Annotated in this window: 15 protein-coding genes; all 15 read right to left on the reverse strand. The window is 31.1% G+C overall.

Translation table 11 applies throughout. The features are described from left to right. Window positions 1-133: 133 nt before the first annotated feature. The 15 genes from JMO20_RS06505 to rbfA all read right to left on the reverse strand — a co-directional run bounded on the left by JMO20_RS06505 (window position 134) and on the right by rbfA (window position 14,622). Window positions 134-958 (reverse strand): undecaprenyl-diphosphate phosphatase, encoded by an 825-nt coding sequence (locus tag JMO20_RS06505; RefSeq protein ID WP_202708730.1) that lies wholly within the window; start codon window positions 956-958, stop codon window positions 134-136. Between the two features lie 112 nt (window positions 959-1,070). Then, complete coding sequence (locus JMO20_RS06510; protein ID WP_243414660.1) at window positions 1,071-1,823, reverse strand: ClpP family protease; 753 nt, start codon at window positions 1,821-1,823, stop codon at window positions 1,071-1,073. A gap of 223 nt (window positions 1,824-2,046) precedes the next feature. Beyond that, entirely contained in the window at window positions 2,047-3,426 is a 1,380-nt protein-coding gene (locus JMO20_RS06515) for a nicotinate phosphoribosyltransferase (RefSeq protein ID WP_202708731.1), read from the reverse strand. A 20-nt stretch (window positions 3,427-3,446) separates the two neighbouring features. Then, window positions 3,447-4,121 (reverse strand): cysteine hydrolase family protein, encoded by a 675-nt coding sequence (locus JMO20_RS06520; RefSeq protein ID WP_341533996.1) that lies wholly within the window; start codon window positions 4,119-4,121, stop codon window positions 3,447-3,449. A gap of 63 nt (window positions 4,122-4,184) precedes the next feature. Further along, on the reverse strand, window positions 4,185-5,396 hold the full coding sequence (gene dapG / locus JMO20_RS06525; protein WP_202708732.1) for an aspartate kinase: 1,212 nt from the start codon (window positions 5,394-5,396) through the stop codon (window positions 4,185-4,187). An 89-nt stretch (window positions 5,397-5,485) separates the two neighbouring features. Beyond that, a complete protein-coding gene (locus JMO20_RS06530) occupies window positions 5,486-5,755 on the reverse strand; it encodes a YlmC/YmxH family sporulation protein (RefSeq protein ID WP_202708733.1) in 270 nt (89 codons plus the stop codon). Window positions 5,756-6,086: 331 nt separating this feature from the next. After that, a complete protein-coding gene (gene dut, locus JMO20_RS06535) occupies window positions 6,087-6,521 on the reverse strand; it encodes a dUTP diphosphatase (protein ID WP_202708734.1) in 435 nt (144 codons plus the stop codon). A 129-nt stretch (window positions 6,522-6,650) separates the two neighbouring features. After that, a complete protein-coding gene (locus JMO20_RS06540; protein ID WP_202708735.1) occupies window positions 6,651-7,922 on the reverse strand; it encodes a M16 family metallopeptidase in 1,272 nt (423 codons plus the stop codon). Between the two features lie 72 nt (window positions 7,923-7,994). Beyond that, window positions 7,995-8,717, reverse strand: coding sequence for a polysaccharide deacetylase family protein (locus JMO20_RS06545; RefSeq protein ID WP_202708736.1), 723 nt, complete (start codon window positions 8,715-8,717; stop codon window positions 7,995-7,997). Between the two features lie 109 nt (window positions 8,718-8,826). Next, on the reverse strand, window positions 8,827-10,923 hold the full coding sequence (locus JMO20_RS06550; RefSeq protein WP_202708737.1) for a polyribonucleotide nucleotidyltransferase: 2,097 nt from the start codon (window positions 10,921-10,923) through the stop codon (window positions 8,827-8,829). A gap of 141 nt (window positions 10,924-11,064) precedes the next feature. Then, window positions 11,065-11,334, reverse strand: a complete 270-nt coding sequence (gene rpsO / locus JMO20_RS06555) for a 30S ribosomal protein S15 (RefSeq protein WP_202708738.1) — start codon at window positions 11,332-11,334, stop codon at window positions 11,065-11,067. Between the two features lie 124 nt (window positions 11,335-11,458). After that, on the reverse strand, window positions 11,459-12,370 hold the full coding sequence (locus JMO20_RS06560) for a bifunctional riboflavin kinase/FAD synthetase (protein ID WP_202708739.1): 912 nt from the start codon (window positions 12,368-12,370) through the stop codon (window positions 11,459-11,461). Between the two features lie 12 nt (window positions 12,371-12,382). Beyond that, a complete protein-coding gene (gene truB / locus JMO20_RS06565; protein ID WP_202708740.1) occupies window positions 12,383-13,282 on the reverse strand; it encodes a tRNA pseudouridine(55) synthase TruB in 900 nt (299 codons plus the stop codon). A 4-nt stretch (window positions 13,283-13,286) separates the two neighbouring features. Further along, window positions 13,287-14,270, reverse strand: a complete 984-nt coding sequence (locus JMO20_RS06570) for a DHH family phosphoesterase (RefSeq protein ID WP_202708741.1) — start codon at window positions 14,268-14,270, stop codon at window positions 13,287-13,289. Beyond that, a complete protein-coding gene (gene rbfA, locus JMO20_RS06575) occupies window positions 14,245-14,622 on the reverse strand; it encodes a 30S ribosome-binding factor RbfA (protein ID WP_202708742.1) in 378 nt (125 codons plus the stop codon). Before rbfA ends, JMO20_RS06570 begins: the two co-directional genes overlap by 26 nt. Window positions 14,623-14,640: the final 18 nt, after the last annotated feature.

Consider the following 14,640-nt stretch of genomic DNA (forward strand, 5'->3'; position numbering starts at 1 on the left):
AACAGTTATTCTACATTTATTTGAAAAATCCTTTTAAATAAGAGCATTTGTAGGCAAGATGAAAAGCTATAAAAACTAGAATGAGTATATCAAATATTTAACGATTTGATATACCCATGACAAATTCGTACTATTATAAGAATTGAGTGAGGATTATTATTCCTCCTATTGCCCAAACATAATATGAGAAGTAATAAAGCTTTCCTCTTTCCAGCACCCTAATTAATATTCTTATAGCGAAAACTCCTGTAACTGTTGAAAGAATCACTCCAACCAACAGCGGTAATGAAAATCCTACAGATTGGTCTCCAAATAAAACCTTTAATAGTTCAATTAATGAAGCTCCTCCTATTGCAGGAATTGCCATAAGAAATGAAAACTTAGTTGCTAGGGTTTTATCAAAGCCTCTAAAAAGTCCACCTACAATTGTCGACCCAGCCCTTGATACCCCTGGTATTATAGCAAACCCTTGAAATAAACCTACAATTATTGCATCAACAATTGTCATGTTTTTAGCAGTTTTACGTCCACTATTTGTTCTCTCTGAAATCATTAATAAGAATCCTGTAACTATAAGAGCAATACCTACTGCTACTAAGGAGCTATATAAACTCTCAAAGAAATCACCAAATACTATGTAAATCAATCCTGTTGCTATGGTTCCAACAATTAGCATTACAGTCAATACCTTGGATTCATTATCTAACCTTACTTTTTCTCTACTAAAAAGTTTCCCAATTATTTGGAAAAAAGAAACTACTATTTTACATATATCTTTAAAATAAACAATCAATATAGATATTAATGTACCGAAGTGTAACATTACGGTAAAAAATATTTCTCCTTCGTTAATTTTAAAAATATTCTCTAACAAAACTAAGTGACCTGAGCTACTAATGGGTAAGAATTCAGCTATTCCTTGAAATATTCCCAATATTACTGCTTGTAATAGTGTCAATTTTTATTCGCCCCCTAAATAAAATTAAAGTGTTAATGGTATCCATTAACACTTTACTGATGTAATTATAACATATCCTATATAAATATACATTACTTTTATATGAAGTATTCTATTTTTCTTGAAGATTTTCTTTTATCATATCCTTTAATTTATTGAGGGCTGTATTGAATCCGCCAACTTGATTAATTAACCCGTACTTTACAGCCTCATCTCCTACTAAAATTGTACCTACATCATTAGCAATTTCATCAGTATCATACATAAGCTTCATAAAAGTATCTCTATCAATTTGAGAAGTTCTAAGTATAAAATCAACAATTCTTTCCTGCATTTTTTGGAAATATCTAAAGGTTTGTGGAACTCCAATTACCAATCCAGTCATCCTAATAGGATGAATCGTCATTGTAGCTGTAGGAACTATGTATGAATAGTCACTTGATGTTGCTAAAGGTACACCAATACTATGTCCTCCTCCTAGAACTAGTGATACCGTAGGTTTACTAACACTATTTATCATTTCTGCTAATGCTAGTCCTGCTTCAACATCTCCACCAACAGTATTTAACATCACAAAAATACCATTAATTTTGGGGTTTTGTTCAGCAGCTACTATTAATGGAATTATATGTTCATATTTTGTAGCTTTTTTCTGAGGAGGTGAAACTGTATGACCTTCTACTTGACCAATTATAGATATAAACTGTATATCCTCTGGTGGGGTAGGAATACTAGGCATCCCAACTGCTTTTAAATTTTCTAATTTATTATTAGTAATGCTTGCTTTCTTTTTACTAGGCTTTTTTATAGGCTCTTTACCAGGATTTTGATCTGGCGGATCTATACGTTCTTGATTTATTTTCAATTCAGACACTCCCTTGATTTAGTATGATTTATATATATTGTTTACTAATGTATTAAATATATGCTTTTTGATTATTAAGAAAGGTAATATAATAAAAACAAAACATAATAAAAGACCTAAAAGGAATTATAATAATTATAATTCCTTTTAGGTCTTTCTTTAATTAATATAAATTATTAGATCTCCATCTGAGGACCCGATGCTCTGTTTTAGCAGAACAAGTTCACTGAACTTTCTCTAGCATGGAATTATTACATGCCTTTCTTCCAACCTTAGCTAAATCATACCATTTCCCTTTAATTTTAACTCTTACTATATCAGCAGTAAAGTCATTATTTGCTCCAGTTTTACTTGAATTCTCTAAACAAGAGGATCCTACACCATATATATCTACGGGAGCATTGATTGCTTCAAATCTTTTTATCCTTTCTACATTAAAACCCCCTGTAACAGATATCTTGATATCCTGACACCATTTTTTTGCCACTCTCTTCATTTCATCGTAATCATTTGATTCTACTTTTTCTAACCAAACCTTCCATCTTTCATTCATAGCTTCTCTAAGTATATGGACAAGTCTTGGTGTAACTCCATTATCTAGCTTTCTATCTCCTAAAGGCTCAATAGAAACATCTCTCATGCTTCCGCTAGTATCGGGTCTCACTCCGTATAACTTATATTTTCTAGCTTCTTCTATTTTACCTTCTTTATGTAATTCCCAATATTTATTCCACATACTATCCATAGTTTTTAATGTATCTGCAACAGTATCATTATGAAAATCATTTAATACAATCCTTGGTACATCAACTGGCATGATACGAGAGAACTGCATCATGGTTTCGGCAGTATTTCCTAAAAAAGAAGCTATGGATGAATGGGGAATTGTTCCTGCACCTTTACCTCCCCACCAATCTCCTTGTTCAGCAGTTGAAACAAAGGGATTGGCTTCAGCACCAAAATCTTTTTTATATCTTTGAATAGCTAGCCAATAAGCATATCCATGTATACCCTGTAGCTTATAATGGGCAAATCTAGCTGGAAAGAAAAGTACTGGCTTTCCATTGGCTGCCTTTATAATATTATATACATTTGTAGCTATCCTTGTTGGTTCTCCCAATACTCCAAGATATGGAGTTTCAAGATGAGCAAAATCTCTATACCTTCCTCTAATTTTTATTACTGGCTGTACATTCATTTTATCTCCCTCAAATATAGTAATAGAACCATCCTGTACTGCCTCAACCTCTAAATTATTAAATGTATTAATAAAATTGTTTTCATCATCATAGTAACCAGTACATTCTCTTAAAATCTCTATGGCTTCATCTACACCAGCTATTACACTTTTTCCAGGTCTACTGGTAAATATCTGCATTTCAATTTCTATATCTCCTATTTCTACATCTCTTACATCAATAACACCATCTAGGTCGCTTTCATTATTTCCGAAAATATAACTCTCTTTTGACAATCTAGACAAAATCCAAGTTACATTATTAAAATAAACATCTGAATACCACCCATTTCTAAGTTTTCCCTTTATATCTTCATCCATTTTAAATGTTTTTTTATCTAATCTCTTACCGTTAAAAATGCTCATATTTTCCTCCCATCTATGGTTTAGCTAATACTACTAACTATCTCTACTCCATTTCCTTCCATAATACATAAAGCCATTAAGTTTAAGAGGTCTCCTTTGTGAGTATCCAAGTCAAAGGTATCAACCATATCCATAGGCACTATTATTCTAGAGTTTTTATTATTCTTATTAAAGTATGCTTTCTGTGTGTTAGCAAATTGCTCGATACATATATCAGTGCAATCACCAACAATTATGAAATTTTTAATATTTAAGTTGCTCTTAAGCCAATTCTGGTATTCGTCTTCGAGAAAACCATTTGTAGAGTTTTTCTTAATTAATTTATATCCTCCTATTTTCTTCAATTCATCGACCATTTCACTTTCTCTAGTACCTTCAAGACAATGTTTAGGGTATGAGGTAAATTCAGGTGAATCTTCAGGATGATTATCTGCAAAGGCTATAATCTCTATTCCATTGTCAATACATTTTGATAGTAAATCGCTAATTTGTGGAATTAGTTTATCTACTCTATCACTTTTAAGGATTCCTTCCTTGGCAAATCCATTTATTACATCAATGATAATCAGTACAGTTTCATTAGGGTTAAGGCTATCTATTTTTACGGCTTCCTTTGTTGAAAATTGATTTATCATCTTTTTTATGAACTCATTAGAGTCTCTTAATAGCTCTTCATAACTCATTATACTTTTCACTTGAATCACTCCCTATACTATATTAATGATATTATACCCTTAATTTAGCATTTAAAAAAGCCCTTATACGGGCTTTTTAGATAAGTTAAATTCGTGATGCAATGAATTCACTGCTTTTTCTAGGTCTTTATCCTTTATTAAACACCAAATTGTTGCATGGGAATCTGATGTCTGTAAAATTTGTATATCTTCCTTTGAAAGAGCTTTAACTATCCTTGACATTACTCCAGGAATACCTTGCATTCTATTACCAATTATACTTAATTTACAACAATCCTTAACAATATTATAATCACACTCTTCTTTTTTTAAGATTTTTTCCATGGTCTTAATATCCTTTTTATCAATAGTAAAGACTTTTTTATCAGAAAAAAAATTTATTAAATCGATACTGATATTTTCTCTAGTAATCATATCCATTAGCTTTTCAGTAGAGTTTCCCCTTTCTTTATCAACAATAATTACTTGAGTTCTGTTCTTTTTATAAGTGATAGCATTGATAATTCTATCCTTTTTTTTATAAGTATTCGAGCAATCCTTATCTTTAATTAAGGTCCCTTTTCCATCATTAAGTGTATTCCTTATTATTAGTTTGATATGACTCCTCTCTGCAATTTCAACTGCTCTAGGATGAATTATCTTAGCGCCATCCTCGGCTAGCTGATAAACTTCCGAATAACTCATAATTTCTAATAGTCTGGCATCTGGTACGACTCTAGGATCTGCAGTCATTATTCCATCAACATCAGTGTATATTTCAACATATTCACAATTTAATGCTTCTCCTAATAGAACCGCTGTAGTGTCACTGCCTCCTCTTCCCAATGTTGTAATCTCCCCATCTGAAGTAGCTCCTTGAAAACCTGTGACAATTACTATTTTTCCAAGCTTTAAATCCTTTAAAACTTTATCAGGATTCACTCTTAATACGTCTGCATCTCCATATTTATTGTCAGTTATGATACCAGCTTGATATCCTGTAAGTACTGTGGAATCATAACCTTTGTCTTTTAATACATTTGATAGTACTACCCCAGATATTATCTCACCACATGACATAAGTAGATCCAATTCCCTAGGATTCATTCCTTCTTTATCAACTAGATTCAATAAAGTGTCTGTCGCATAGGGGTCTCCTTTTCTGCCTATTGCAGAAACTACTACTACAACACTATAGCCAGACTCACATTGCTTAATTATCTTATCTACAACCTTCGTTCTGTTAGTAGTATTTGCAACCGAGGTACCTCCAAATTTTTGAATTGCTATTTTCATGATTTCACCTCTGCTCCTAAATAAAAAACTATAACACACTGTATAAGTATGTTATAGTTCATACTATGCAAAGGCCTTAATAAGTGAGACTAATATGTATATTTCTTTGCTGTAATATTGTTTTCATCAAGCTCAATTATTAACATATCATTTCCAATCTTTCTTATGGAATCCCAAGGTATTTCGATTTCGTATTTATCTCCGAAAAATTTAAACTGACTTCTCCTGTCTGGGACTAATAAAGCTAAAATTCTCCCCGTTTTTTCATCTATTATTAAGTCTGAGTCAGCTATAACTCCTAATCTACCGCCATCATTTAAATTGACAATTTCTTTTCCACCTAGTTTACTTAACCTCATCACAATCCCCCTTTGTATTCTAAATTTATTTTTCTATCTATATATTTCTATGCTTGTATTAATTTAAATATTCTATTAAATGAAATAGTGATATTAAACAATTGTTTTTGTATTTAAATCTTTTAGTTTCTTTATAATTTTTATTTAAGGTTTTTTTATATTATAGTTTATCATTTATGATAAGATTAATTATGATATTATATTTGAAAATTTTCTATATTGCTACAAATTAAAAATACTCTCCATTGTAGCAATAGTTTTATCATTTTGACTATCTACTAAATGGAGAGTATTTCAATTACGTTTATTAAATATCTCTATATAATTTTTATTATTTATTTCCAGTATGCCCAAATCCACCTTGTCCTCTTTGAGTATCCTCTAATACCTCTACCTCGAAGAGATTTACTCTTTCATACTTCATAATAACCATTTGAGCTATTCTATCTCCTCTTTCAATGATAAAATCTTCATTACCAAGGTTGATTAATATTATTTTGATTTCACCTCTGTAATCACAATCTATAGTTCCTATCCCATTAACTAAAGATATTCCATATTTAATAGCTAATCCACTTCTAGCTCGAATCTGTGCTTCATATCCTTGAGGCAATTCTATATGTAATCCAGTAGGAACCAATACTCTTTCCATAGGCTTAACGATAATCTTTTTATCATTATTAGCATGTAGATCTAATCCTGCTGACCCCTCAGTTTTATATTGGGGTAAATCTAGACTGCTATTGTTTATAATTTTTACTTTCATTTTATCCTCCTTTGTTAATGCATAAAATATAATTAATAGTAAGGTGTTCGAATATATGTTTCAATCTATGATTCTAATAAGCATTAAAATAAAGACTACTATCTGAAAATAGTAATCTTTATAGTAATCTTATTTAAAACATATATCCCTAATTTTCTCATTGGTACTCTTCTTATTTTTAATTTTTCCTACATAAGCTATATTTAATTTATCGAAGTTGAACACTCTATCGGTTACTTCCTTAACTCCTTCAAGAGAAACCTTATCAATTTTTTCAAGAATTTCCCTTGGTGAATTAATTTTACCTAATAATAGTTCAGATTTCCCCAAAGAAGTCATCCTACTTGATGTACTCTCTAATCCCAAGATATAATTACCCTTTAATTGCTCCTTGGACCTGTATATTTCATCTTTGCTTAGATACACATCCTTTATATCATTTATATCCTCTAGAATCAATTCTGTTACGTTTAAGAGCTGATTAGGATTGAGTCCTGCGTATATAGTGAATATACCTACATTTTTATAGGATGAAGGATATGAAAAGATTGAATAAACTAATCCTCTTTCTTCTCTTACTCTCTGAAATAACCTAGAGCTCATGCTTCCTCCAAAGACATTATTTAGAACTAATAGTGAATATAGTTCATCACTGCCTTGAGAAACGCCTTCTAGTCCTAGACATAAATGTAATTGCTCTGTGTCCTTGCTTTTATATTTTAACCTTTGAGTCAATTTTGGTGGCAAATCAATACTAGGTGTACTTCCATTAACATGCCAATTTCCAAAACTTTCTTCTAAAAGCTTTCTAGTTTCCACCATATCAAAATTACCTGCAATAGAAATCACAGTATTTCCAGGAATATAATGCATATTAAAAAAATCTATTATATCTTTTCTTGTAAGGTTTTTAACTGTATTAACATCACCTAAAATAGGTAAAGCCAGAGAATTACCATCGAATATTGTCTTTGATAATAAATCATGGGCAACATCCTCTGGAGAATCGTCATACATATTAATTTCCTCTACCACTACACTCTGTTCCTTCTTAATCTCCTCTTCATCGAATTTAGAGTTTAACAGCATATCTGATAATACATCTATGGCTATAGGTAAATGATTATCTAGTACCTTTGCATAAAAGCAAGTACATTCTTTACTGGTGAATGCATTCAATTGACCTCCAATATTATCTATGCTTTCTGCTATTTGTTTTGCTGTCCTCTTCTCAGTTCCTTTAAAAAGCATATGTTCAATAAAATGAGAGGTACCATTATTATTACTATTTTCATATCTAGAGCCTGCCTCAATCCAAACTCCTATAGATACAGATTTTACATGGGGAATTTTTTCAGTGACTACTCGTACTCCATTATTTAAGTTAAATTTATCGTACATTTTATCCTCCTAATTGACTTCTGATTTTCTTTCTCTATTATAGAATAAAAATGTAAATCTTTCAACTTAAAGCTATTCTTTAACAATGTCACTTACTTTTCCTATTTCATATCCTTGGTTTTTTAGAGTTTGAACTATTGTGGGTAAAGCCTTTACAGTTTGCTCTTTTGGATGCATCAATACTATTGCTGAATTGTGAGTCTTACTAACTACACGATTTATTATTTTATCAGATGTACTATCATTTCTCCAATCAATAGTGTCAATACTCCACATAATCATATGATAATTTAAGTCATTAGCTGCTTTAATAGTTTCATCATTATATGCCCCTGATGGAGGAGCAAAAAAATTAGGTTCGATATTTAGTGTCTCACTAATAATATTATGAGCATCTAATATCTGCTTCCTATTGGAAGCATAGTCTAATTTGCTATAGTCCTTATGGGAATAGCCATGATTCCCAATTTCATGTCCTCTATTATGTATTTCTTTTAATAATTCTGGATATTTTTTAGCCCATCTTCCAGTCACAAAAAAAGTTATTTTTATATTATTTTCATCGAAAATATCTAGCATTAAAGGTATATATTCATTCCCCCAATCTACATTGCAAGTTAAAGCTATTGTCTCTTTATCAATATTACCTTTATAAAATACATCTCCATCTCTTTTAAATGTTTCTTGAGCTTTATTCCTATTGACTACTGTAACAATAGTTGCAATAACTATTAAAGCCAAAATTACCGCCAATATCTTATATATTGTACTATTCTTTATCATAATGATTTTCATTTATCTCCCTCCAATTATATCTTTACTAATATTAATATTCATCTTAAAGGGATTTATAAATAGTTTTTTACAAAAAGAAAAGACATAAACCTGTCTTAGGTTCATGTCTTTATTTATCATCCTTTTTTTCTTCAGGTAAAGCATCTTTTCTTGAAAGATTAATTCTTCCTTGGTTATCAATGCCAGTAACCTTTACAAGTATCTCATCTCCAACGGAAAGAACATCTTCTACTTTATCTATTCTATCCTTAGAAATTTTTGAGATATGAACAAGGCCTTCTTTACCATTAAGAATCTCAACAAAAGCTCCAAAATTTACTATTTTTACAACTTTTCCTAAGTAAATTTCCCCTACTTCTACATCCTTAACGATTTCTTCAATTATTGATTTAGCCTTTTGTCCAGCTTCCATATCACTAGAAGCTATCATAACTCTTCCTTCATCTTCAATATCTATCTTAACACCAGTTTCATCAATTATTCTATTGATTACTTTTCCTCCTGGGCCAATAATATCTCTTATCTTTTCAGGGTCTACGTTCATAGTAATAATTCTAGGTGCATAAGGTGACATTTCTTCTCTAGGTTGAGATATAACCTCTTCCATTTTATCTTGAATAAAAAATCTACCTGCTTTAGCTCTTGCTAGTGCTTCTTTCAAGATATCTCTGTTAATACCAGCTATCTTAATATCCATCTGTATTGCAGTGATTCCATCTCTTGTACCTGCAACCTTGAAGTCCATATCTCCTAGGAAGTCTTCAAGTCCTTGGATATCAGTTAATATAGCTACCTTATCCTCAGCTTTGATTAGTCCCATAGCAATACCTGCTACTGTTTTTCTAATAGGAACTCCAGCATCTAATAAAGCTAGTGTACTTGCACATACACTTCCCTGAGAAGTTGATCCATTTGAACTAAGTACCTCTGATACTAACCTTATAGTATAAGGAAACTCTGTTTCCGATGGAATTACAGGTTCTAAAGCTCTTTCTGCTAAAGCACCATGTCCTATCTCTCTTCTACCAGGTCCTCTTAAGAATCTAGATTCTCCAACACTGTAAGGTGGGAAATTATAATGATGCATATATCTTTTGGATTCTTCTTCTCCTAATCCATCTAATATTTGAACATCTCCTGCAGCTCCAAGAGTTGCTATAGTTAAAACCTGAGTTTGACCTCTATTAAATAATCCTGAACCATGGGTTCTAGGTAATAAACCAGTTTCACATGAAATAGGTCTTACTTCATCAATCTTTCTATTATCTGGTCTAACTCCATCTTCAACTATCATTCTTCTAACCTGTTCTTTTGTTATTGTATAAAGAACTTCATTAATATCCTTTTCATTATCAGGATATTTTTCAATGAAATGTTTATAGGCTTCTTCCTTAACCTTATCCATATTTTCTTTTCTTTCAAGCTTATCAAAGGTTTGTATTGCTTCAACCATTTTATTAGTGGCATACTCCCTTACCTCAGCTTCAATAGCTTCGTCAACTTTAAATAAGTACACATCTTGCTTTTCTTTACCTACTTCTTCTTTTATTTTATTGATAAATTGACAAATCTTTTTGATTTCATCGTGAGCTGTCATGATACCTTCTAACATAACATCCTCTGGTACTTCATTTGCTCCAGCTTCAACCATCATAATCGCATCCTCAGTTCCTGAAACTACAAGGTGCATTTGAGATTTTTCCCTCTCTTCGCTGGTTGGATTGATTATGTATTTTCCATCAATTAATCCTACAATAACTGAAGCAGTAGGTCCATTAAATGGAATATCTGATATAGTTAGTGCTATAGACGAACCTATCATTGATGTAACATCAGGTGTACAATCTTGGTCCACTGACATTACTGTTGAAATAACCTGCACTTCATTTCTATATCCTTTAGGGAATAATGGTCTTATAGGTCTATCTATAAGTCTAGCAGTAAGAACCGCCTTCTCAGTTGGTCTTCCTTCTCTCTTAACAAATCCTCCAGGAATTTTACCTACTGAATATTGTCTTTCCTCATAATCTACCATTAATGGAAAGAAATCAATTCCTTCTCTAGGCTCTTTAGAGGAAGTTGCAGTTACTAATACAACAGTATCTCCATATCTAACTAGACAAGCACCATTTGCTTGCTCTGCTACCTTACCAATAGTTATAGATAACTCTCTACCAGCAAGGGTATAGTTAAAAGTCTTTTCCATACTCTACCTCCTTAATTAAAAATATTCTAACATTTTATTATTATATCCTTGATGTAGAAAAAAATCAAAATACTCTAAATTTTTAGGATATAATTACAAAATAAATGATATAAAACAATAGAGCGGGAACCCCCGCTCTTATTATTTTCTTAGACCTAATCTTGAAATTATAGAACGATATCTTTCAATATCTTTCTTTTGTAGGTAGTTAGTAAGTCCTCTTCTACGTCCTACCATTTTTAATAGTCCTCTTCTTGAGTGATGATCTTTTTTATGCTCTTTAAGATGCTCATTTAACTTATTAATTCTTTTAGTTAAAATAGCGATTTGAACTTCTGGAGAACCAGTATCTCCTTCATGAGTTTTATACTCTTCAATAATTTGTTGTTTTTCTTCATTACTTAAATTCATTTTTCTACCTCCTATTTATTGTTTTCACCTAAGGCCAAGTAAACGCCGAGGTAACGTGTAACTTAGCAAAAGGTAATTACCATTGTAAATTCTATCATATAGTTTTCATTTTGTAAACATTAATTTAAATAGCTCTTGCCTTCTCAATATCCTTACTTATTTGATAGATTAAATCATCTTTAGATTTAAATTTCATCTCTTCTCTAATAAATTTCTCAAAGATAACCTTGATTTCACTATCATATAAATCTCCATTAAAATCAAATAAGAAAGTTTCAACTGTTACTTGATTATTCCCAAAAGTAGGATTACAACCAACACTTGAGATACTTGAGTATCTTTTTCCTTTATAGAATGTACTCGTTTTATATACCCCAAGTTTAGGTAAAACATAAAAGCTATCTAAATGAAGATTAGCTGTTGGAAAGCCTAAAACACGCCCTCTCTTTTTACCATTAACTACTGTCCCCTCAAGTGTATAAGGTCTCCCAAGCATTTCATTGACATCTTCTATTTTACCTTCTAATAGGGACTGTCTTATCAATGTACTACTTACAACTCTGTCACCAACGGAAACTGGATTTATAACTATTACTTCAAATCCATACTTTTTGCCAAGTGCTTTTAAAGTTTCATTATCACCCTTACCCATATAACCAAATCTATAATTGAATCCTACTACTACTACCTTTGCTTTTAATTGATTAACCAGGATATCCTTAACAAAAGCTTCTGGTGACATCTTTCTAATATCATCATTAAAATCTAACATGTAAAAAAGATCTATTCCTATATTTCTTAAAATTTCTTCTTTTTGATTGTCATTAATTAAACAACCTACCATTCTACCCTTTTTTAATATCTTAGAGCTAAGGTTTTTAAATGTAAATACTGCTGATGATAATCCAAGCTCATTGCTTTTATCCAAAACTTTGTTAATTAAGGCTTGATGACCAAGATGAATACCATCAAACCTTCCCAGAGCAATTGCAGTTGGACTATTAAACTTTATACCTTTATCTGTAATAATATCCATAAGCCTCACCTTTTATAATAATACTTTATCCATTTTTAGATAATAATTATTTTCATAGTCCTTTATTATGCCTATTCCTATAAAACTATCCATACAATAGACCCTAAATTTATCATTTAAATTAAATTGATTATTTGTAATGAGTGTGTTTCTTAATGATACTCTACCACCATTGGAAATAATCTTATAATTTTCATCGTTCAACTCTATTTTATCATATTGAGTCAATGCCATATCCATAGGTAGAAGTATGTCATCTATCCTATTGCTTTCAGCAGCTTCCTTTATTTCTTCAAAGGTAAGAGCTTCATCTATTTCAAACATATCTACTTTTGTTCGAATTAGTACTGACATATATCCATAAGTTCCGAGTTCCTTTCCTATATCATCACATAATGTTCTTACATATGTTCCCTTTGAGCATTCAACATCAAATAAAACTTTATTTCCTTCTATATTTAAAATATCAAGGTCATATATTGTTATTTTCCTTGGCTTTCTTTCAATTGTTTTTCCTTCTCGAGCTAATTCATAAAGCTTTTTCCCCTTATGCTTCAAAGCAGAAAACATAGGAGGAGTTTGAAATATATTTCCACGAAATTTATCAAAAGCTTTAATTATATCAGACTCTTTCACATTAACTTTAGCTTCGTTAATTACATTACCAGACTTATCTTGGGTATCAGTTTCCTTACCTAAAGTTAATTCGGCTCTATACCTTTTTTTCTTATCTAAAAGAAACTGTGATACCTTTGTAGCCTTTCCCACACAAATAGGTAGGACTCCAGCCGCATTTGGATCTAATGTGCCTGTGTGCCCTACCTTTTTCATATTTAAATTTTTTCTAATAAAGCTCACAACACCGTGAGATGTTATTCCTGTTGGTTTTAATACATTTATTATTCCATTCATTTTATCACCTAAGAGCTTTTTTTATTTCTTCTAAGATCATTTCCCTAGCTTTATCTATTTTATCATATATAGTGCATCCCGAAGCCTTTCTGTGACCTCCGCCACCAAATTTCTCAGCAACATTTGCCACATCAACATCACTTTTGGATCTAAAGCCTACTTTGATTTCTTCTTGCCCATATTCCTTTAAAATACAAGCTACCTCGACACCATCTATATCTCTGATAAAATCAATAGTACCGTCAATATCCTGTATACTTGCATTGCAGTCATCAATCATATCTCTAGTTACTGAAGCCATAGCTAGTCTATTATTCTCGTATAATTCCATACTGTTTAAGCTTTTTATTAGTAAATTCGTCCTTTCAAGACTTCTACTTTGATATACATTCCTAGTTATTTCATTTAAGTTAATTTCCTTCTTTAAGAGTTCACTAGCTACTCTAAAAGTATCTGGTGATGTACTATCATATTTAAAGCTTCCAGTATCTGTAGAAATGGCAACATATAAACAAGTAGCAATATTTTTATCTATATCTAAATCAATAGCTTCTGCTAAAGTAAAAACTATCTCTCCTGTAGAACTAAAGTTTGGAAAAACAATATTCATATCACCAAAATAGTCATTACTAATATGATGATCAATATTGATAATATAATCAGCATTGTTTGCGATATATTTACCCTTACCTAATCTATTTAAATCACTACAATCTAAAGTAATTAATAGATCGAAGGATTCTTCTTCTTTTGTCGATTCCAAGTATTCAGTTCCAGGTAAAAATTTAAAGTTTTTTGGTAACTCGTCATTTAATGCAATCTTCACAACTTTGTCTTTATCTTTTTTTAAAGCTAAACCCAATCCCAATAGAGATCCAATGCTGTCTCCATCGGGATTAACATGGGCAATCAAGCAAATTTTTTCACTTGAATTTATCTTTTCTTTAATATCATTAAAGCTATTATTCTTCATCTTCATCTGACTCATCTTTTCTTTCCTTTGAAACTTTATCAATTAATTTTGATATATATATTCCATGCTCAATTGATTCATCTAAATGGAATATTGGTTCAGGAGTATATCTAAGATTGAGCTTTTCTCCTATTCCTCTACGCACAAAACCTTTAGCTTTTTCTAAAGCCTTAAGAGTTTTATGTTTTTCTGAGTCTTTACCTAATACAGTAAAATAAATATTAGCATATCTTAAGTCTCTAGTTACTTCAACTCTAGTTACACTGGTCATAGTAGCTATTCTTGGGTCCTTTAAATCATTTCTAATGATACTACTAACTATCTTTTTTACTTCCTCTGAAATTCTCCCAATTCTTTTAGAACTCATGGGTTTCACCTCACTTAT

The sequence above is a fragment of the Sporosalibacterium faouarense genome, assembly GCF_016765695.1.
Taxonomy (GTDB): domain Bacteria; phylum Bacillota; class Clostridia; order Tissierellales; family VENL01; genus Sporosalibacterium; species Sporosalibacterium faouarense.